The organism is Glycomyces salinus (assembly GCF_016428645.1).
In the GTDB taxonomy this organism is placed as follows: Bacteria; Actinomycetota; Actinomycetes; order Mycobacteriales; family Micromonosporaceae; genus Glycomyces; species Glycomyces salinus.
In genome coordinates, this window is sequence record NZ_JAELXW010000038.1 from 64,157 (window position 1) to 83,040 (window position 18,884).

Annotated in this window: 18 protein-coding genes; 11 read left to right on the forward strand and 7 right to left on the reverse strand. The window is 67.9% G+C overall.

What is annotated here, in order from left to right; genetic code table 11:
* Positions 1 to 138: 138 nt before the first annotated feature.
* Positions 139 to 1,689, forward strand: coding sequence for a sodium/proline symporter PutP (putP, locus tag JFB92_RS12375; RefSeq protein WP_199038732.1), 1,551 nt, complete (start codon positions 139 to 141; stop codon positions 1,687 to 1,689).
* On the opposite strand, the gene JFB92_RS26600 is transcribed toward putP, so the two are convergent.
* Positions 1,641 to 3,194, reverse strand: coding sequence for a GGDEF domain-containing protein (locus tag JFB92_RS26600; protein WP_199038734.1), 1,554 nt, complete (start codon positions 3,192 to 3,194; stop codon positions 1,641 to 1,643). The two genes, putP and JFB92_RS26600, sit on opposite strands and share 49 nt — an antisense overlap.
* Positions 3,195 to 3,378: 184 nt before the next feature.
* On the opposite strand from JFB92_RS26600, the gene JFB92_RS12385 reads away from it, so the two are divergent.
* The 4 genes from JFB92_RS12385 to JFB92_RS12400 all read left to right on the forward strand — a co-directional run bounded on the left by JFB92_RS12385 (position 3,379) and on the right by JFB92_RS12400 (position 8,014).
* Positions 3,379 to 4,485, forward strand: coding sequence for an SPFH domain-containing protein (locus JFB92_RS12385; protein ID WP_199038737.1), 1,107 nt, complete (start codon positions 3,379 to 3,381; stop codon positions 4,483 to 4,485).
* A 10-nt stretch (positions 4,486 to 4,495) separates the two neighbouring features.
* The gene (locus tag JFB92_RS12390) at positions 4,496 to 5,614 is read left to right on the forward strand and encodes a TFIIB-type zinc ribbon-containing protein (RefSeq protein ID WP_199038740.1); all 1,119 of its coding nucleotides are present in this window, start codon (positions 4,496 to 4,498) and stop codon (positions 5,612 to 5,614) included.
* A gap of 113 nt (positions 5,615 to 5,727) precedes the next feature.
* On the forward strand, positions 5,728 to 6,873 hold the full coding sequence (locus JFB92_RS12395) for an LCP family protein (RefSeq protein ID WP_199038743.1): 1,146 nt from the start codon (positions 5,728 to 5,730) through the stop codon (positions 6,871 to 6,873).
* A 79-nt stretch (positions 6,874 to 6,952) separates the two neighbouring features.
* Positions 6,953 to 8,014 carry an LCP family protein gene (locus JFB92_RS12400; RefSeq protein ID WP_199038745.1) on the forward strand — a complete coding sequence of 354 codons (1,062 nt, stop codon included), beginning with the start codon at positions 6,953 to 6,955 and terminating at the stop codon, positions 8,012 to 8,014.
* A 72-nt stretch (positions 8,015 to 8,086) separates the two neighbouring features.
* Here the strand turns inward: JFB92_RS12400 and JFB92_RS12405 are convergent, their stop codons facing one another.
* The gene (locus tag JFB92_RS12405) at positions 8,087 to 8,476 is read right to left on the reverse strand and encodes a nuclear transport factor 2 family protein (RefSeq protein WP_199038748.1); all 390 of its coding nucleotides are present in this window, start codon (positions 8,474 to 8,476) and stop codon (positions 8,087 to 8,089) included.
* Positions 8,477 to 8,908: 432 nt separating this feature from the next.
* Here JFB92_RS12405 and JFB92_RS12410 point away from each other — a divergent pair, with 432 nt between their 5' ends.
* A complete protein-coding gene (locus tag JFB92_RS12410; RefSeq protein ID WP_199038752.1) occupies positions 8,909 to 10,003 on the forward strand; it encodes a substrate-binding domain-containing protein in 1,095 nt (364 codons plus the stop codon).
* Between the two features lie 66 nt (positions 10,004 to 10,069).
* Here the strand turns inward: JFB92_RS12410 and JFB92_RS12415 are convergent, their stop codons facing one another.
* Positions 10,070 to 10,816: an LPXTG cell wall anchor domain-containing protein gene (locus JFB92_RS12415; RefSeq protein ID WP_199038755.1), complete on the reverse strand. Its 747-nt coding sequence runs from the start codon at positions 10,814 to 10,816 to the stop codon at positions 10,070 to 10,072.
* 430 nt (positions 10,817 to 11,246) lie between these two features.
* Here JFB92_RS12415 and JFB92_RS12420 point away from each other — a divergent pair, with 430 nt between their 5' ends.
* Positions 11,247 to 11,855 carry a hypothetical protein gene (locus JFB92_RS12420; RefSeq protein WP_199038758.1) on the forward strand — a complete coding sequence of 203 codons (609 nt, stop codon included), beginning with the start codon at positions 11,247 to 11,249 and terminating at the stop codon, positions 11,853 to 11,855.
* A gap of 181 nt (positions 11,856 to 12,036) precedes the next feature.
* Here JFB92_RS12420 and JFB92_RS12425 read toward each other — a convergent pair whose 3' ends face one another.
* Positions 12,037 to 12,681: a dihydrofolate reductase family protein gene (locus JFB92_RS12425; protein WP_199038761.1), complete on the reverse strand. Its 645-nt coding sequence runs from the start codon at positions 12,679 to 12,681 to the stop codon at positions 12,037 to 12,039.
* A gap of 201 nt (positions 12,682 to 12,882) precedes the next feature.
* On the opposite strand from JFB92_RS12425, the gene JFB92_RS12430 reads away from it, so the two are divergent.
* A complete protein-coding gene (locus JFB92_RS12430) occupies positions 12,883 to 14,265 on the forward strand; it encodes a hypothetical protein (RefSeq protein WP_199038764.1) in 1,383 nt (460 codons plus the stop codon).
* A 158-nt stretch (positions 14,266 to 14,423) separates the two neighbouring features.
* A complete protein-coding gene (locus JFB92_RS12435) occupies positions 14,424 to 15,611 on the forward strand; it encodes an RtcB family protein (protein WP_199038767.1) in 1,188 nt (395 codons plus the stop codon).
* Positions 15,612 to 15,711: 100 nt separating this feature from the next.
* On the opposite strand, the gene JFB92_RS12440 is transcribed toward JFB92_RS12435, so the two are convergent.
* Complete coding sequence (locus tag JFB92_RS12440) at positions 15,712 to 15,897, reverse strand: hypothetical protein (RefSeq protein ID WP_199038770.1); 186 nt, start codon at positions 15,895 to 15,897, stop codon at positions 15,712 to 15,714.
* A gap of 28 nt (positions 15,898 to 15,925) precedes the next feature.
* Here JFB92_RS12440 and JFB92_RS12445 point away from each other — a divergent pair, with 28 nt between their 5' ends.
* Positions 15,926 to 16,549, forward strand: a complete 624-nt coding sequence (locus JFB92_RS12445) for a DUF6226 family protein (RefSeq protein WP_199038773.1) — start codon at positions 15,926 to 15,928, stop codon at positions 16,547 to 16,549.
* A 56-nt stretch (positions 16,550 to 16,605) separates the two neighbouring features.
* Here the strand turns inward: JFB92_RS12445 and JFB92_RS12450 are convergent, their stop codons facing one another.
* Entirely contained in the window at positions 16,606 to 16,836 is a 231-nt protein-coding gene (locus JFB92_RS12450; protein WP_199038776.1) for a hypothetical protein, read from the reverse strand.
* 158 nt (positions 16,837 to 16,994) lie between these two features.
* Between JFB92_RS12450 and JFB92_RS12455 the strand changes: the two genes are divergently transcribed.
* Positions 16,995 to 18,173, forward strand: coding sequence for an LppU/SCO3897 family protein (locus JFB92_RS12455; RefSeq protein ID WP_199038779.1), 1,179 nt, complete (start codon positions 16,995 to 16,997; stop codon positions 18,171 to 18,173).
* Between the two features lie 75 nt (positions 18,174 to 18,248).
* On the opposite strand, the gene JFB92_RS12460 is transcribed toward JFB92_RS12455, so the two are convergent.
* A partial coding sequence (locus tag JFB92_RS12460; RefSeq protein WP_233163040.1) for a hypothetical protein occupies positions 18,249 to 18,884 on the reverse strand: 636 nt, incomplete at its 5' end.

Below are 18,884 nucleotides of genomic sequence, written 5' to 3' on the forward strand. Positions count from 1 at the left end.
CGGCCACGAACCCGCAACGAATGGACATCGATCGGCGGCTAGGACCAGACGAGACGTATAAACAGGGGTTCAAATGCAATCCAAGCCACTGTATGATTCGCGTCATTGCCCATAAACCTTCGATTGTGAGGTTCAGACATGGTCGATCTATCTGGTCCGATCATCTCCACATTCATTGCCTATCTCCTCGTCATGGTCCTGATCGGTGTCTGGGTCTACCGGCGCACCAAGACGCTCTCGGACTTCGCGCTCGGCGGACGCTCCCTCAACGCCCCCACCGCCGCCCTCTCGGCCCAGGCCTCGGACATGTCCGGCTGGCTGCTCATGGGCCTGCCCGGCGCGGTCTACGCCGCCGGCATCGGCGAGGCGTGGATCGCCATCGGCCTGGCCGCCGGCACCTACCTGAACTGGCTCTTCGTCGCCCCGCGCCTGCGCACCTACACCGAGCGCGCCCACAACTCGATCAGCCTCTCGGCCTATTTCGAGTCCCGCTTCGAGGACCGCACCAACCTGCTGCGGATCGTCTCGGCGCTCATCATCGGCGTGTTCTTCACCCTTTACGTCGCCTCCGGCCTGGTCGCCGGCGGCCTGCTGTTCGAGACCATCTTCGGCGTCGAGCCCGACATCGCGATCACCGTGGCCGTGATCGTCATCGTCGTCTACACCTTCCTCGGCGGCTTCCTGGCAGTGTCGTTCACCGACTTCATCCAGGGCACCCTGATGTTCCTGGCCATGGTGGTCGTCCCGATCGCGGTCGTCCTCTCCATCGGCGGCTTCACCCCGCTGTTCGACGGCGTCGAGGCCACCAGCCCGAACCTGCTCAACTGGATCGACGAGGCCGCCTTCACCGCCGGAGAGGGCTGGGCCACCGGCTCCTCGCTGAGCTTCGTGGCCATCGCCGGGCTCCTCGCCTGGGGCCTGGGCTACTTCGGCCAGCCGCACATCCTCGCCCGCTTCATGGGCATCCGCTCGGCCGCGCACGTGGCCACCGCCCGACGCATCGGCACCGGCTGGGTGCTGGTCACCCTCGCCGCCGCGGTGTTCATCGGCCTGGCCGGGGTCGCCTACCTCGACGAGCCGCTGGCCAACTCCGAGACGGTGTTCCTGGTCCTGGTCCAGGACCTGTTCAACCCGTGGGTCGCCGGCCTCATCCTGGCCGCGGTGCTCGCCGCGGTCATGTCGACCGCCGACTCCCAGCTCCTGGTCGCCTCGACCGCCGTCACCGAGGACTTCTACCGCCGCTACTTCAAGCGGCAGGCCTCCGACAAGGAACTGGTCTGGGTCGGCCGCATCGCCGTCGTCCTGGTCGCGATCATCGCCTACTACCTGGCGCTGCGCGGCGGATCGGTGCTCGACATCGTCGCCTACGCCTGGGCCGGCTTCGGTTCGGCGTTCGGCCCGATCGTGATCCTGTCGCTGTACTGGTCGCGCATGACCTGGGCGGGCGCCCTGGCCGGCATGGTCACCGGCGCGACCGTCGTGCTGGTGTGGGAGAACATCGACTGGGCGGGCATCGGGAACGAGTCGATCGCCTCATGGGGCGACGTGTACTCGATGCTGCCGGGCTTCGGTCTGGCCCTGCTCGCCGCGATCGTCTTCGGCAACCTCGGCCGCAGGCCCGAGCGCGAGTGGATCGGGAACTACCGCGACGAGCCCGCCGAAGGCACCGAGGAGACGGCCGTTAAGTAGGACTTGCGAGACCGTTTCATCTGATACATCGCCTGGTCGGCGGCCCACAGCGTCTGCGCGGGGTTGCCGCCGGGCACCAGCCGGGCCCACCCGATCGACACGTCGACGGGTGTGCCCGGCACCGAGTACTCCCAGTTCTCCGAGGCCACGGCCACCCGGATGCGCTCGGACACGGCGTCGGCGTCGAACTCGCTGGCCCCGGGCAGGACGATGATGAACTCGTCGCCGCCGGTGCGGGCGAGCAGGTCCCCCGAGCGGGTCACGCTCGACAGCAGCGCGGCCACGCGCTGGAGGATCGCGTCGCCGGCCTGGTGGCCGTGGGTGTCGTTGACGGCCTTGAAGCCGTCGAGGTCGAGCACGGCGATCATGCCCTCGCCGCCGACCTCGGCCAGGAACGCGTCGAGCTTGCGCCGGTTCGGCAGGCCGGTCAGGTCGTCGGTGTTGGCCCGGTCGGCCCAGCCGGCGGCGGCGCGGCGCAGCTGGTCGTGGTCGACCAGGGCCGCGGCCGAGTCGAGGTAGATCGTGTGGAACTCGTTGATCTGCTTGTAGAGCGCATAGGTGGTCTGATGGGCGGCCAGGATCGACTCGGCGTGGTCGCCGGTCGCCACCAGCGCCAGCGACCGCAGGTGCTCGGGCTCCATGACGCCGATGGTCTCGTCGCCGATCTCGCGCTCCTCGAGGGTCCGCATCGCCTCCGGCCCCCGGCCCTGGGCGATCAGGCGCGAGGCGCGGGCGAGGGCGCGCAGGTCGAGCGCCTCGGCCGAGGAGGTCACCGAGGGCAGGTAGTGCTCGACGGACCAGCGTTCGCCGAAACCGAGCAGGCTGAGGCGCCCGAGCGCGTAGTGGATCCACTCCATCTCGCGGGTGTCGAGGTCGTGCAGGTGGGGTTTGACGCGTCTGACCTCGCGTTGGAGCATGCCGATGCAGGCGTGTGGGTCGCCGGTGTAGTAGGCCAGGAGCGCCTCGCGGACCCGGATCTCGACGCCCTCGACCGATGATCGGGGGACGCCGATGCGGTCGGCGAGCATGTGGCACTGGTCGAGGGCCTCAGTGGCCTGCTGCTGGTAGCCGCAGTTGCTCATGACCACGGCCAGGTCGTACCAGGCGTCGACGGCGGCCTGGCTGGCCTCGTTCATGGATCTGAGGGCGCGCGAGGCGAGCACCAGGTGCTGGGCGGTGAAGTGGAGGCTCTTGACGTGGTGGTGGTGGTACCAGGCGGCCAGGGCGTGGTACTCGCCGGTGAGGCGGTAGTCGCGGCAGCGGCGGACGGCCGAGTCGGCCTGGTCGAGGGTGGTGGGGATGTCGGCGATGGAGCGCTGGTCGATCTGGCCCTGGAGGATGAACAGCCATGCCTGGGCGCGCCGCTGCGCGGTGGGGGCGTTGTAGGCGATGGTGGTGGCGACGTCGACGGCCTCGGCGACTCGTCCCGACCCCACCAGGGCGCGGAGCCGCCGGTACTCCTCGGCATAATCACGCGCAGGTGTGGTCTCCCTCCGTGGCGTCACAGCCCTATCCTGCCACCCCGCCGGGGAGATATCCAGTGGTGGCTATCGTTTTCACGTGGGCCCCGATTCCGGTGGGGCGTTGGGCCCGAAGCGGTTTGCGGTCCGGCTATGGCGAGGACCCAGGTGCGTGCGCCGGAGCGTTACAGTGATCGGAAAGGCATCCGGGTAGAGGGGAATCGGCTTTATGGGCTTGTTCGACGGCCTGCGCGGCGAATTCGTCGACATCATCGAGTGGCTCGATGACTCGCGGGACACGATCGTATGGCGGTTCCCGCGCCACGACAACGAGATCAAAATGGGCGCCCAGCTGGTGGTGCGCGAGTCCCAGTCGGCGGTGTTCGTCAACGAGGGGCAGCTGGCCGACGTGTTCGGCCCCGGCACCTACACCCTCGAGACGCGGAACATGCCGATCCTGTCGACCCTCAAGGGCTGGAAGTACGGCTTCGACTCGCCGTTCAAGGCCGAGGTGTACTTCGTCAACACCCGCCAGTTCACCGACTTCAAATGGGGAACGAAGAACCCGGTGATGGTCCGCGACCCCGAGTTCGGCCCGGTGCGGATCCGCGCGTTCGGCATGTACAGCGTGCGCGTGATCGACCCGGCCAAGCTGCTGCGCGAGTCGGCCGGGACCGACCAGCAGTTCCGGACCGACGAGATCGACACGTGGCTGCGGGAGAAGGTCGTGGCCGCGTTCGCGCCGGCCATCGCCTCGGCCGGGATACCGGTGCTGGACATGGCCGTCCACCAGGAGCAGATCGGCGAGCGCCTGCGCAGCGCGGTGGCGGGCCAGCTGTCCGAGCTGGGCCTGGACGTGCCCTCGTTCACCCTGACGAACATCTCGATGCCCAAGGAGGTCGAGGAGGCCCTCGACAAGCGCACTTCGATCGGCGTGGTCGGCGACCTGGGCGCCTACACCCAGTACCAGGCGGCGAACGCCCTGGAGGAGTCGGCGAAGCACGGCGGCGGCGCGTCCGACGGGCTCGGCCTGGGCGCCGGGCTGGCGATGGGCAACCAGATGGCCCAGAACCTGTCCGGGCAGCAGGCGCAGCCGGGCGCGGCCCCGGCCGGTCCGCCGCCGCTGCCCGACGCCGCGGCGTGGTACCTGGGCGTGGGCGGCCAGCAGGCCGGGCCGTTCGACGAGGCCGCCCTGCGCGCCAAGGCCGCCTCCGGAGAGCTCACCCGAGAGACCCTGGCCTGGAAGAGCGGCCAGGAGGGCTGGCTGCCGGCCGGCCAGATCCCCGAACTGGCGGGCGTGTTCGCCTCCACGCCGCCGCCCCTGCCCCCGCAATAGGAGTCCCCCTGTGTCCGAACAGACCTCAGCCGGCCACCAGACCTACCCCTGCAACACCTGCGGCGCCCAGCTCGAGTTCTCCCCCGGTTCGACGGCGCTGACCTGCCCGTACTGCGGCACCGAGCAGCACATCCAGCTCGAGGCCAAGCGCGTGGTCGACCGCGACTGGGAGGCGCTGGCCGCCAAGCCGCGCCGCCCGCGCGAGGCGGTCCCGCCGAACCTCTTCGTGTGCACCCAGTGCGGGGCCCACACCGAGTCCGACTCCTGGTCGGAGCACTGCGAGTTCTGCGGCGCGCCCGTGGTGGTCGACCAGTTCAACCCCGACCTGGTGCCGCCGGAGGGCGTGCTGCCGTTCCAGGTCGACCGCGCCGGCGCCAAGAGCGCGCTGCGCACCTGGGTCAAGAGCCGCTGGTTCGCCCCCAACAAGTTCAAGCGGGTCTCCGAGGCCGAGCAGCTGGCCTCCTCGTACCTGCCGCACTGGACCTGGGACGCCGACACGCGCTCGCGCTACACCGGCCAGCGCGGCGAGCACTACTACGTGGAGGACTCCAACGGCAACCGGCAGCGGCGCACCCGCTGGCATCCGGCCAAGGGCGCGGTCTCGCGCTCGTTCGACGACGTGGTGGTCCCGGCCACCACGCACGTCTCGAACAAGCACCTGGAGGACCTGGCCGAGGACTGGCCGACCCAGAAGGCCGCGGCGTACCAGCCGGAGTTCCTGGCCGGGCACCGCACCCAGCGCTACGACGTCGAGCCCGAGGTGGGGCTGTCGCAGGCCAAACTCAAGATGGACAAGGTCATCCGCCGCGATGTCAAGCGCGACATCGGCGGCGACGAGCAGCGCATCCACTCCATCGACACCCGGTACTCGAACATCAAGTACAAGCTGCTGCTCCTGCCGGTCTGGCTGGTGGTGTACCTGTTCGCCGGCAAGCCCTGGCAGGTCCTGGTCAGCGGGCAGACCGGCAGGGTCACCGGCGAGCGGCCCTGGAGCGTGTGGAAGATCGCGTTCGCGGTCCTGGTCGGGCTCATCGTGGCCGCGGGCGTCCTGTACCTGATGTACAGGAACTCCGACAGCGGCTCGGGGACGAGCCTGGGTTCGCTCGGAGCGGCAGCGGGTATCTTCTAGGGTGCTGTGATGCAACCTCACCTGTGCTTGAAGGCGTGTACTTGGGTGAGACCCCGTCCATAACCCCCATGGCGACGTTCGCGAGCCATGCGCCGACTTCGGGAGAAGTGATAGTGAGCGATCCGGTCAGACACGCGGCCAAGGCCAGGTCCCCGTGGTGGGCGAAGGCCATGGTGATCAGCGGTGCGATGGTGATGGTCGTCTCCGGAGGCGCCGCGGTCGCCACCCAGTTGAGCGTCAACCTGGTCAACGACTCCGTCCAGCAGGAGAACCTGCTGGGCGACCAGCGCGTCGACTCGGACGGCGACAAGATCGAGGGCCCGCTGAACTTCCTGGTGCTGGGCACCGACGAGCGCGTCGGCGCCGAGGGCGTGGCCCGCACCGACGCCGACATCATCGTGCACGTCAACGAGGATCTCACCCAGGTCAGCCTCATCTCGCTGCCGCGCGACCTGCTGGTCGAGATCCCCAGCTGCAACCCGGCCTGTGAGACCAAGCTCACCGAGGCGTTCGCCTCGCACGAGGACTGGGGCGAGGCGTTCCAGAACACCGCCGAGACGGTCACGCACCTGACCGGCGTCCAGTTCGACGGCGGCGCGATCGCGAACTTCGAGGGCTTCCTCGACCTGATCGACGAGCTGGGCACCATCGAGCTGTGCCCGTGGCACGAGATCACCTCGATCCACACCGACATCACCTACCCGGGCGAGTGCGCGCGATACGACAAGGACGCGGCGCTCGACATCGTCCGCCAGCGGTACGTGTGGGACTGGGACGAGGACTACGAGAACGGCACCTGGGGCGACTTCGGCCGCCAGAAGATGCAGCAGCATGCCATCAAGCAACTGTTGATCGAGGCCAAGGCCCAGGGCTACCACAAGGACCCGACCAAGGCGGTCGACCTGCTCAACAGCTTCGGGCAGTCGCTCACGCTCGACCTGGGCGAGTACTCGCTGACCGACATGATCACACAGATGGCCGACATCGACCCCAACGAGATGATCTCGATCGGCGTGCCGTCCTCGGCCCAGGACATCAACGGGACCTCGTACGTGGTGACACATGAAGGCGAGGAGCAGATCGCGGCCGACGCGCTCTACCAGGCGATCCAGGACGACACGCTGGAGGAGTGGATCTGCGAGTACCCCGAGTGGACCAGCGGCGACACCAAGCCCGACTGCTCGACGCCCGCGACCGACGGCGAGAGCGGCGGGACCGGCGCCGAGGAGACCGAGGCGGCCGACGACACCGGCGAATGATCCGTCGTTGCAACCTCAGCGGTGCCGCGGGGCGTCTTCGAAGGACGTGACCCGCTCCATTTGAGAGGTTGTATTCCGGATGACTACTAAGGGCCACGCGCCCTGGTGGGCGCACATGATGCTGTACGCCGGGGGACTGACCATGGTCGTCGCCGGCGGCGCCGCGGCGGCGGCCCAGTACGCGTCCTACACCGCGGACCACGCGATCGAGAACGAGTACATCATCGACGAGGAGCACCAGGCCGAGGTCGACGACGTCGAGAACCTGACCGGGCCGCTGGACATCCTGGTGCTCGGCGTCGACGAGCAGGGCGGCTCCAAGCGCTCGGACACGATGATCATGGTCCACATCAACGAGGACCTGACCGAGGCGTCGATGATCTCGCTGCCGCGCGACCTGTACGTGGACATCCCCGACTGCGGCCCCGGCTGGGGCGACGATCCGTGCACCACCAAGCTGAACCACGCCGCCTCGATCAGCGACGACTGGGACGAGACCCGTTCCAACGTGGTCGAGACGATCTACGACCTGACCGGCGTCAAGTTCCACATGGGCGCGACCGCGAACTTCGAGGGCTTCATCGACATGGTCGACGTGGTCGGCGAGGTGGAGATCTGCTCGTGGAAGACCTTCGAGTCCCACCACACCGACCGCGTCTTCGAAGAGGGCTGCCACTCCTACGACAAGGACGCGGCCCTGGACATGGTCCGCCAGCGCTACCAGTTCTACGACCAGATCGACTACGACAAGGGCCTCTACGGCGACTACGCGCGCCAGAACTTCCAGCAGCAGGCGATCAGGTCGCTCCTGGTCGAGGCGAAGGACCAGGGCTTCTTGACCGACCCGACGAAGATCACCGAGCTCCTGGAGGGCTTCGGCGACAAGGTGACCGTCCACCTGCCCGACGGGCTGTCGATGACCGACCTGGTGGTGAACCTGCGCGACATCGATCCCGGCTCGATCACCTCGATCCGCGTCCCGGCCAGCTCCGACTACGACCCCGACGGCAATGCCATAGAGATGATCCACCCCGGCACCGAAGAGGAGACCGACGCCGCGTCCCTGTGGCAGGCGGTCCAGGACGACACCCTCGACGAATGGGCCGCCGAGAACCCGGAATGGATCTCTTCGGACGCTTAGCCGGAACAGCCGCGGCCGGAGCACCGACCGGGCTCCGGCCGTGTTCGACCCGGCCGGGGCCGCCGGGAGCCTTCACGACCGGGCAGGACGGTCTCCGTCCGCGGTCGTCTTCTGGCTGAGGGCGCACCGCCAGTTTTCTTCGGCGCGGACATAGACGTCGGTGATCCATTCATCGGCCGAGTACGGGACGCCGTCCCACGTTCCCGTGCTCATCCTGCGCGCCGTGACCAGCACGGTGTCACCGGTGCTCACCATATGAGGAACCCCCGCGGTCTCCATGCTGTGGTGCGCCAGCCGCCCCGAGGCGATCCAGCCGATGAGAGCCGCCTTCGGGGTGATCCCGTCGGGCCCGACATGGATCCAGTCGTGGGCGAAGAAGCCGCTGATCGTCGAGGCGTCGTTGCCGACGAGTGCCGCATCGAGCGCCGCCGAGACCGCGTGCACCTCGTCCTCTGCCGTCATCGGTCCCTCCCTTGCCGCTCCTCGCTGTCCATCGTAATGAGATCGCCGACATGTCGGCCGCGGCCGGGGCCGCCCCCGTGGAGGTGGGGGGCGCGAGGCGGGTGCTCGTGCGCGATCCGTGCAGAACTTGTGAAGGGCCCCTGCACAATCGAGGGGCCTCCCTGGGATGGGGCGGCCTGCCGCGGTCAAGGGGCGACGAGCGGTCATTGCGACCGTCTGACGGCGTCGGCCGCCCCAATTACGCGTCGAACCGGGGCCGCCGCGGCGGGATCCCCGCCGGGCGGGAGTAACGTTTCATCCAGGTGAATCAAGTGCTTTCGATTGCTTTGAGTTATTCATTTCTTCTGCGTTTGCAGTCGCTGCTTAGCATGGTTCGCGTATTTTTCCGGGAGCTTCGTCGCCCCCTCTAGGTACGAAGGAGTACACACCCCAATGCAACTCAGTCGCCGCCGCCTGCTGGCGGGCTCAGCGGGCACGGCCGCACTCTCGCTCGCGGGATGCTCAGCGGACGGGGATTCCGCAGACCTCGCCGGGTTCGTCGGCATCGCCCTGCCCGGCATCACGGGACGCTGGGAAATCGAAGGCAACCATCTCGAGCGGTTGATAAAGGACGCCGGCATGCCCGAGCCCAAGCTCGAATACGGCGAGGAGGACGTCGATACACAGATCTCCCAGATCGAGTCGATGATCCGCGACGGGGTCGAGTTCCTCGTCATCGCCGCTATCGACAGCTCCTCGCTCGGACCGGTCCTGGCCGACGCCAAGGACCAGGGCGTCACGATCATCGCCTACGACCGTCTGATCCGGGACACCCCCGATGTGGACTACTATCTCTCGTTCGACAATTACCAGGTCGGAGTGCTGCAGGCGGAGCACATCATCGAGAGTCTCGACATCTCGAACGAAACGGGCCCGTTCCATGTCGAGCTGTTCTCGGGCGATCCCGAGGACAACAATGCCGAACTGTTCTTCCTCGGCAGCGTGGACACACTTGAACGTTTCATCTACGACGGCAAGGTGCGGATCCGCTCGGGCCAGACCGAGCAGTCCACGACCGCGATCGACGGCTGGGTGCTCGAGAACTCGGTGGACCGCATGGAGGATCTGCTCGACGAGTTCTACCCCGAACATGATCTCGACGCGGTGCTCTCACCCGCGGACCTGTTCAGCCGCGCGATCGTGGAGGTGCTGGTGGACCACGGCTTCGACCCGGGCTCGGACTCGTTCCCGGTGGTCACCGGCCAGGACGCCAACGTCGAGTCGGTCAAGGACATCAGGGACGGGACCGGCCAGGCCCAGACCGTGTTCAAGGACACCCGCGAGCTCGCCGAGGCCACGATGCGCATGCTGACCGACCTCACCGAGGGCCGGGAACCGGAGATCAACGACCGCGGCTCATACGACAACGGCTTCAAGTTCGTCCCGGCCTACCTGCTCGAACCGGTGCAGGTCGACGGGTCGAACTGGGAGCAGGTCCTGGTCGAGAGCGATTACTTCACCATGGAGGAGATCGACGAGGCCGCCTGACCCGGCACGACGACGACGGCCCGCCTCGCCGGTCGGCGAGGCGGGCCGTTTCCCCTTGGGAGGCCGTCAGGACCAGGAGTTCCCGGTCCTCCTGCGGCGAGCCAGTAGGAGCGCACCGATGCCGAAGACGGCGACGGCGCCCGCGGCGCCGATCAGGATGCCGCTGTCGGCACCCGTGGTCGGGAGCTGCTCGTCGGCGTTGTCGTCGGTCTGCGCGTCATCGGTGGTCTCCGGCTCCGACTCCTCGTCGGTGGACTCCTCGTCCGGCGTTTCCGTGGGCTCCTCCCCGATGGGGAGGTCGTCGCCGCCACCGCCGCCGGAGCTGGGCGGCTCGTTGTCGGGGTCGAGCGCCGTCGAGCCGAGGATCAGACCCGTGTGCGCGGTGGCCGGCTCCACGTCGTCGGCGTAGAAGGCCAGGGAGAATCCGAGGTCGGTCTCCTCGTTCGCGTCTTCGGGGACGGCGACTTCGATCTCGAAGGTCGCCCCTTCGGCCGGCAGCGGGCCGTCGATGGTGCACACCACCTGCGAGCCGCCGTCGTCGGTGCAGCGTTCGTCCTCGCCCGGGTTGAAGTCGAGGATGTTGTAGTTGTCCGGCGTGAGGGACACGAACGGGTTCTGGACGGTCTCGTCGCCGGTGGGGGTCAAACTGACCAGGATCGTGTTCGCGCCGGGCGCGATGTTCTCCGGGATGCCGATGTCCGCGTTGGCGACGATGTGCTGCGCCTGGGCGGTTCCGGCGGAGGCCGCCAGGAATCCGGCCGCGATGCCGAACGTGGCCGCGGCGCGCAGCGCGTTGGACTTGAGAGTGGACATGGAGCTCCTTGTGCTCAGGTGATCGCAGTCGCCGGGGCTGGCGGTCTGCGGGGATGGAAATCACTGACCGACGCGGAGGCGCTGCCGCTTCCGGCGGACGGGACCCCGGCCCGGATGTTCGTACCCATCCGGGCCGGAGCGGCCCGCTGGGAGGAGCGGGCTCCCGGCTGGCTACTGGGCCGTGAAGGAGATTGTCTTGATCCCGGCCCATGCTTCGGTCGCGATCTTGAGGATCGCGGTTCCGATCATTGCCGAAGACCACACGATTCCTGCACGGATCTCGCACGGATCGCCGTGAGCAGGGGTGATGCCGCCGCCATCGACCTGTACGGACAGCGTTTGCCAGGTAGTGTCGTCCTTGGTCGAATCCCTCTAGTCACAACTCGGCACCTCGACCCGGCGCGCTAGAACCAGTCCCAGGAGAGAAACCGTGACTCCCCCCTTGACCCAGCCGCGACCAGCGGTCCGATCCCAGAGGCGGTTCCTCGCCGTCCTGGCCGTCGGACTGGGCCTGGTCGCCCTGGCGGCCGTCTACCTGGTCTTCCAACTCAGCCGCGGCGACTCCCCGAACGCCGAGGCCGACTTCGCGAAGGCCACCTGCGAAGACTTCGACCTCGCCGAGATCGCGAATTCCTCCGCGATCTCGGTCGAATCCTCGAGAGCGGGACTCTGGGACGACCTCGACAGGGGCCAACTCAACTGCGACTACACCGCGGACTCCGGCCTGGCTCTCACCATCACCGTCATTGCCTCGGCAGACGACGACGGACCTGCGAACTCACTCGAGCGAGCCCGCGAAGTCTCGGAGGCGGGCTCCGGAACGACGATCGAGGACTTCGACAACGGCGACCACACCGGCTTCACCAAGGTGTTCTCGAGGGAGTCGGTGCAGAGCCTCAGTCTGTTCTCGGCGGCCGGCCGCTTGAGCGTCACCGTCGCGCTGGATGCCAAACCCGCCGCATTCGAACCGTCGGAAGCGGTCGGCCTCGTCGAGGCGTTGGCCGCTCAAGCACGCGACCGCTTCGAGGCATACGTGTGAGAGGAAGCCGGCCTGGGCCGCGAGCAAGGCATCTCGCCCCCGGAACCGTGCGCGTCGGCGGGGGCGGGACCCGGCGAGGACGCTTCGACCCGCCGGTGGCGACCCCGAGGACGGTCAGCAGGTCCCCTCTGTAATTGCCGCACCGGCGACAAGGCCGCGGGTTCGGCGCCCTCGACCGGTGTCACTTCCGCCAGAACAGGTGGTGCGTCACGCCGCTCGGGCTGGGAACGACTTCGAGGTGGAACCGGTCGGTCAGCTCTTCCGGCGACTCCCAGAGCCGCGCCCCGGAGCCGAGTTCGACCTCCGAGACGGCCACGTGCATGGTGTCGACCAGGTCGGCATCGAGGAACTCCCGGATCACGGTGGCCCCACCGCCGAGCCGGACGTCCTTGCCCTCGGCGGCCTCTCGGGCCTGTGCGAGGACTTCGGCGGGTTCGCCGCCGGTGAAGTGGAACGTGGTGTCCGAGAGCGTGAACGAGGGCCGCGGGTAGTGGGTCATGACGAACACCGGGGTGTGGAACGGCGGCTCGTCGCCCCACCAGCCCTGCCAGTCGTGGTTCTCCCAGGGGCCGCGTTGGGGACTGAACTTGTTGCGGCCCATGATTTCCGCGCCGATGTTGTTGGTGAAGTCGCGGGTGAAGTAGTCGTCGAGGCCGCGGCTCCCGCCGGGATCCGTGCGATTGGGCCAGCTTGCGGTGGCGCCGGCCCAGGAGAACATGTTTCCGGGGTCGGCGTGGCCGAACGGCCGCTCGAGCGACTGCCCCTCGCCGGCTCCGAAGCCGTCTCGCGAGACGCCGAAGTTCTGGACCCTGAGAAGCTGGCTCATGCGGTTTCCCTTTCACTGCCGATCATGGTGGTCACGAAGTCGAGACTCCCCGAGCCTGGCAGATTCATCGCTGCCCACGAGATGGATTCCGCATCCTGTCCCGCCGCGGGCGGCGCGGCCTCGCCCCAGGCCCGCGGCGACGTCGGTGGCAGCGCGTTCGTACGATCCAGCGAAGATCATTTCAACTGAAGGAGCCCCTCGATGAGCGACGACAGGAGCAGGTCGAACCCCTGGCATTGGCATGAATACCCGGTCGGGCTGGGCGGTGAGGTGGCGCGCGCGTGCGTTCGCGCCCTGCTGGCGTTCCTGATCGGCCTGGGGTGCTCCTTCGTGCTCATCCTGTGCGTGGGCCTCCTCGTCGAAGAGGACATGCTCGGCGACCCGGGTCTCACGAACGCCGTCGACGACCTCTTCCGTATGGGCATCGGCGTCTTGATGCTGCTCGCGGTGGCCGTGTGGGCCATGTTCGCGGTGGCGAGCCATCTGCGGGAGGTGACCACCTCCAAGGCGCTCGTCGAAGCCGCCGAGCGGGACGCGTCCCGCTACGACGTGCCCTCACCCGAGCAGGTCGAGTCCGTCACCCGTGAACCGGCGAAGCAGCTCACCTACTTCGGGTTGGGGAACGCCGCCGTGGTCGGTCTGCTCGGGGTGCTCGGGCTCGGCATAGCGCTCTTCGGGGGCGAGCCCGAGGCCCTGCCGTTCATGTTGATCGCCGTCGGCTACGCCGCGATCATGGCTCTGGTCGCCCTGGCCGGCCCCAAATGGCTCACTCCGGCCCATGAACGGCGGCAGGCCCGGATCGCCGCGCATTGGAGCGCGAACGACGAAGTCCAGGCCTGGCGGCCGGCGAACCGAAGAACGGGACGCGAGAAGAAGCGGTTCGGGCTCTCGATCGCCGAGCGGTTCATGTACGGCGCGTCCGTTCCCGCCGTCCTGAGTTTCGTCGCGCTGCAAGCGTCGCTGTCGATGCGCTGCGCGAGCGTTCCGGGAAGAGGGCACTACGAGTGCGACGACGTCACCTACTCGTCGCCCATCGAGAGCGTTCTCGCCGTGGGTTTCTGGATCTTCGCGGTCCTGTTCCCCCTGGCCGTGCTCCTCGCGGCCGTCGGTGTGCTGCTCGACTGGAGGCAACGCCGGTCCGAACGCGCCGACCTGCGCGAGAGGCTGGCCGACCCGCGGTCCGGTCGCCCGCACGAGAAGGTGCTGGCCTATCACGCGCGGCGGCACATGCATCCGCTGGCGCTCGTCGGCGCGGCGATGTCCGGTGGCGGTCTGGTGTTCGGCATATCCGCGTACCTGGTCGGCCAGGGCAAGGGGTTGGGCTCAGAGGACTTCTTCGCGGTCTACCGCACCGAATCACTGGTCACACTGTTCGCCTCGGTGGGCCTGTTCGCCGCCGCCCTGCTCGGCAGCGGCATCGCCAACGCGCGCGGCCGCGAACTCCGCAACGCCCTCATGCGACGCTGGCCGACGCCGCCCTCCTGGTCGGCGGGCGAAGACGGGATGGTCCTGCGCGCCAAGCGCGGTCCCGCACTCCGAGGCTCGCGCTACGTGAAGGTCGGAAAGTTCAAGAGCTCGGACTAGAGGGCTGAGACACGGCCACCGAGTCTTGGCGTGGGGCGTGCCGGTGGACGCCTCCGCTCCTCGTTTAATGCGTTGCCCGCGGAGCGCGCGTCCCGCATGATGGATGTCGCGACGAGGCCCGTTGTCCCCCAATGTTTTCGCTCGGAAGGAGTGCCGTCATGCCATTCACCCATCTCGACTCCAAGGCCGCTCCGATCCGCCTCTGGGGCGATGCGGATTCGGTCGAGCCGCAGACGCGGCAGCAGCTTTACAACATCGCGAAGCTCCCGTGGGTCCACGGTGTGGCCGTCATGCCCGACGTCCATTACGGGATCGGGGCCACCGTCGGATCGGTCATCGCCATGCGCGGTGCGGTCTCCCCGGCCGCCGTCGGCGTCGACATCGGCTGCGGGATGACCGCGCAGCGGACCTCGCTGACCGCCTCGGACCTGCCCGACGATCTGGGGCGGCTCCGCTCGGACATCGAGGCGGCCATCCCGGTCGGGCACGCCATGCACAAGAGCTCGGTCGACGTCAAGAGCCTGAAGACCGGCCTGCACGGCTGGCACGAGTTCTGGTCCGGGTTCGGCGACCTGGCCGGGCCGGTGGCGCGCCGGGTCGAGGCCAAGGCCATGAAGCAGCTGGGCACCCTCGGCGGGGGCAACCACTTCATCGAAATCTGTCTATCGGATGACGACGAGGTCTGGCTGATGCTGCACTCCGGTTCCCGGTACGTCGGCAACGCCCTGGCACAGCACCACATCGAGCGCGCGAAGGACCTGCCGCACAACGCTGACCTGCCCGACCCGAACCTCGCGGTCTTCGTGGCCGACACCCCGCAGATGCAGGCGTACCGGCGGGACCTGTTCTGGGCCCAGGACTACGCCCGGCGCAACCGGGCGGTCATGATGGCGTTGCTGCGCAAGGCCGTCCAGAAGCGGTTCCGGAAGATCCGGTTCGACCCCGAGATCTCGGTCCACCACAACTACGTGGCCGAGGAGCACCATGACGGCCAGGATCTCCTGGTCACCCGCAAGGGCGCGATCCGCGCCGGCGAGGGCGACATGGGGATCATCCCCGGTTCGATGGGCGCCTCGAGCTTCATCGTCCGCGGGCTCGGCAACGCGGCCGCGTTCGAGTCGGCCTCGCACGGGGCCGGCCGGAGGATGAGCCGCTCGGCGGCCAAGCGGAAGTTCTCCGCCAAGGACCTGGCGGCCCAGACCGAAGGGGTCGAGTGCCGCAAGGACGCGGGCGTGGTCGACGAGATCCCGGCCGCCTACAAGGACATCGAGCAGGTCATGGCCGCCCAGTCCGACCTGGTCGAGATCGTCGCGCGGCTCCGCCAGGTCGTCTGCGTGAAGGGCTGAGACGGCTTGGCCGCGCACCGGCGGTCACGGGCAGGTCAGCGACCGATGCGGGGGCCCATCCGGGCCGCCCGCATCGGTCCTCGCGTGATCGGGCTCGAGGTCAGAGCCCGTTGTCGTTCTTGAAGTCCTCGACGGCGCCCTGCGCCTGATCCTCGACATTCTGACCGACCTCGCCCGCGCCTTCGACGGCCTCTCCGGCCTGCTGCGCGACGTCACCCGCCTGCTCTTCGAACGGGACGTCGACCGCACCGCCGAGTGCGTCTTCGGAGCGGTCAACGGTGTCCACTTCGGCGTCGATCGCATAGGCTCGGCGGGTGGCCGCCTACATCCGTCCGCCTATTGGGGCATCCGCGTTCCGCGACGCGGACGGCCAGGTCATCCCGTACGGCCGTCGGTGGCGGAACGGCGATCCGCCCGAGGACTCGTATTCCCGCGTCTCGCACCCGGAGCGGTTCGCCCCGCTCCATCAGATTGCCGAAGCGCTCGTCCGGCATCTGACCGCGGACTACGACGCCCGGAGCGAGGACGTGCCCGCACCCGAAGGCGCCCTCAGGTCGATCCGCTTGACACCGAGCGGGCCGGACCAGGCGCCGCTGACGTTCGTGTTCACGGACTTCCCCAGCGTGTCGATCCGTGCCGGGTTGCTGCACGAGCAGGGCTTCCCCTCGTGCGGATGCGACGCCTGCGACGAGGATTGGCGCGAGCCGGCGGACGAGCTGGAGCGGCTGGTCCTGACCGTGGTCGCGGGCGGCTTCGCCGAATGGTGCCGACCGGGCTTCGGATCGCGATACGGCAGCTCGCTCGAGTCCGTCGACGGCAGCGGCTCCCAGCGCGGCGAGACTTCGGCCCGAGCCGTCTCGGCGGAGCGCTTCAAGGCCGCGAGGAGACGGCTGCGGAGACTGCCGGACGGATGGGCCGCCTGGTCTCCGAAAACGTAGATCCCCGCCCCCGTGATTCGGCGAAGTGGGCGGGGCCGACGCGGTCGGGTTTCGGGCTACTGCGGGGGCTGCTCGGCCTGCTTGCGGACCACCCTCGCCTTCCCGAGCATTCCGGCTCCGGCGATCATGACCGCGCCGAAGACCGGGGCGGTGAACTTGGGGTCGATCGGGGCCTCGGCCGCCGAGAGGATCATGGCGAGCACGATCGGGCCGAGGAGGCAGAGCGCGCCTCCGATGGTCAGTTTTCGGGCCTGTTCCCTTGAGTCTTCGACCGGGGGCTGTGTCATTGCTGGGTTCCCTTCCTGGGCCGTCGTGTCGACTCGAAAGGTATGGAGCCCGGTCCCCGATCCGTCCCGCCCGCTTCCCGGATCCGTCCCAGCCGGTCTGTACCGAGCCCGATCCCGCTCTGAGAGACGCGGTTGCGCCGACCTGCCAGAATCGCATCATGGACCCCTATTCGTCCCACGATCCCAACGCGGGCGTCCCCCCGCATTACGGCCCGGGCCCGAACGGCACACCCCCGAACCCCGGCCCGGGCTACGTGCCCGGCCAGAGCCCCGGGTATCCCGCCGGTCCCGGCCCGAATCCGACTCCCGGCACGGGATACACCCCGGGCCCGGACACGACCCACAACATCGGGTACCCGCCGCCCGGCGCGCCCCCGCCCGGTCAGGCCCCCTACCCGGGCGGCGCCCCTGGGATGCCGCCGCAGTACCCGCCGGTGATGCCGCAGCGCTCGGGGATGCCGGTCGGCGCGTGGATCGGGATCGGTCTCGGCGTGGTGATGGTGATCGGCCTCGTGGTGGCCGCTCTCGTCATCCTCCCGGACCGCTCCGGCGACTCGGACACCGCCACCACGAGCAGCAGCTCCGACGACTCCGAGGACTCGGGCGGCACCTCCGGTTCCGACGCGTCCGATCCGACCGAGCCCGCCGTGGAGGACCCGATCGCGGACGCCGTGATCGGCGACTGCTTCTACGACTACGGCGACGAGACCACCCCGGACCTGGAACCGACCAGCTGCGGGGCCGGGACCTTCGAGGCGATCGACATCATCGAGGGCACAAACGACTTGTCGTCCTGCGACAACGTCGACGCCGTCAACTCCGCGGTCACCTCGACCGCGGCCGACCGCGTGCTGTGCCTGAGCTACACCGCGATCGCGGGCGACGACGCCTATCACGCCCAGCTCGACGAATGCGTCTACGGATCCTCCACCCCGGACAGCCCGTGGAACGTCATCGACTGCCAGGACGGCGCGTTCAGGGTCATCGAACGCCTCGAAGGCGAATCCAGCACCAGCGCGTGCACCGATTCGACCTACTACATATACGGTCTCGGCTACTCCACGACCGAGTCGTATCTCGACGTGACGCTCTGCCTCCAGATGATCTACGCCAGCGGCGACGCCGGATACGCCGAGATCGACGACTGCATGTCGATGAACGGCGACTACACCTACTTCGAGTTCGTGTCCGACTGCGGCGACGGCAACGTCTACGTCACCGGCCGCACCAACGAACTGGTCGACGGCGAAAGCTGGTGCAACGGCTGGGGCTGGGCCTACGAAGAGGTCCCCGACTTCCCCGAACTCTCCTTCACCATCTGCTGGGGCTACCTCTAGCCCACAGCCCGAACCCGATGTACAGACTCCGACGAGCCTGTAGTCGTTGGCGCAGTGCCACCCACCTGCCTATATTCAGAATCCGAATCCGAATGAATTGCTACATTTGATGAGACTCATTCCATCACAATGATAAGTGGTTCCATCATTCGAGAATTGGTAGCCGTAGTGGACCTGTTCGACCCCAGTGATCGCAGCCCGTGAAACCACCGAGACAGGATCACGGTCCGCAGGAGGGTACGTCTCGGTGGCCCACTGATCCTGGTGCCAATACTCGATATCCAATCGAACCTCGCACCAGCAGGATCCGCTCTCGATTCCAATCTCGAAGGCCTCAACCGTCCGCGGCGCGATCTCAACCTTGTAGGCTTCGAAGAAGGAATCTTTTGTCTCACACTGTCGCGCAACTGGATGGTCCTCATCGAGGTCGAAGCTCAGCACGCTCGGCGCTATACTGTCGCCGGCGGGATCTACGAATACGGTACGAGCCGAAGTAGGTGCATGCTCGACTTGAAGCCCGATGTCCGTGATCATGATCGGGTCATCAGTCCGATTCGCGATGTAGACCTGTATCCTTCGAGACCCGACTTGAGTGGCCCCGATTGACTCGTAATCGATCCATCCAGTACCTTCAAGTGATTCAGGAGGATCAACCGAATCCGGATGCGCGAATGAGCTTCTTCGGGCAAGGTGACGGGTACGCCGTGTGAT

Coding starts and splice junctions, on each gene's coding strand:
- putP (WP_199038732.1), top strand. CDS start 139: ATGGTCGATCTATCTGGTCCGATCATCTCCACATTCATTGCCTATCTC.
- JFB92_RS12385 (WP_199038737.1), top strand. CDS start 3,379: ATGGGCTTGTTCGACGGCCTGCGCGGCGAATTCGTCGACATCATCGAG.
- JFB92_RS12400 (WP_199038745.1), top strand. CDS start 6,953: ATGACTACTAAGGGCCACGCGCCCTGGTGGGCGCACATGATGCTGTAC.
- JFB92_RS12405 (WP_199038748.1), bottom strand. CDS start 8,476: ATGACGGCAGAGGACGAGGTGCACGCGGTCTCGGCGGCGCTCGATGCG.
- JFB92_RS12410 (WP_199038752.1), top strand. CDS start 8,909: ATGCAACTCAGTCGCCGCCGCCTGCTGGCGGGCTCAGCGGGCACGGCC.
- JFB92_RS12415 (WP_199038755.1), bottom strand. CDS start 10,816: ATGTCCACTCTCAAGTCCAACGCGCTGCGCGCCGCGGCCACGTTCGGC.
- JFB92_RS12425 (WP_199038761.1), bottom strand. CDS start 12,681: ATGAGCCAGCTTCTCAGGGTCCAGAACTTCGGCGTCTCGCGAGACGGC.
- JFB92_RS12430 (WP_199038764.1), top strand. CDS start 12,883: ATGAGCGACGACAGGAGCAGGTCGAACCCCTGGCATTGGCATGAATAC.
- JFB92_RS12435 (WP_199038767.1), top strand. CDS start 14,424: ATGCCATTCACCCATCTCGACTCCAAGGCCGCTCCGATCCGCCTCTGG.
- JFB92_RS12450 (WP_199038776.1), bottom strand. CDS start 16,836: ATGACACAGCCCCCGGTCGAAGACTCAAGGGAACAGGCCCGAAAACTG.
- JFB92_RS12455 (WP_199038779.1), top strand. CDS start 16,995: ATGGACCCCTATTCGTCCCACGATCCCAACGCGGGCGTCCCCCCGCAT.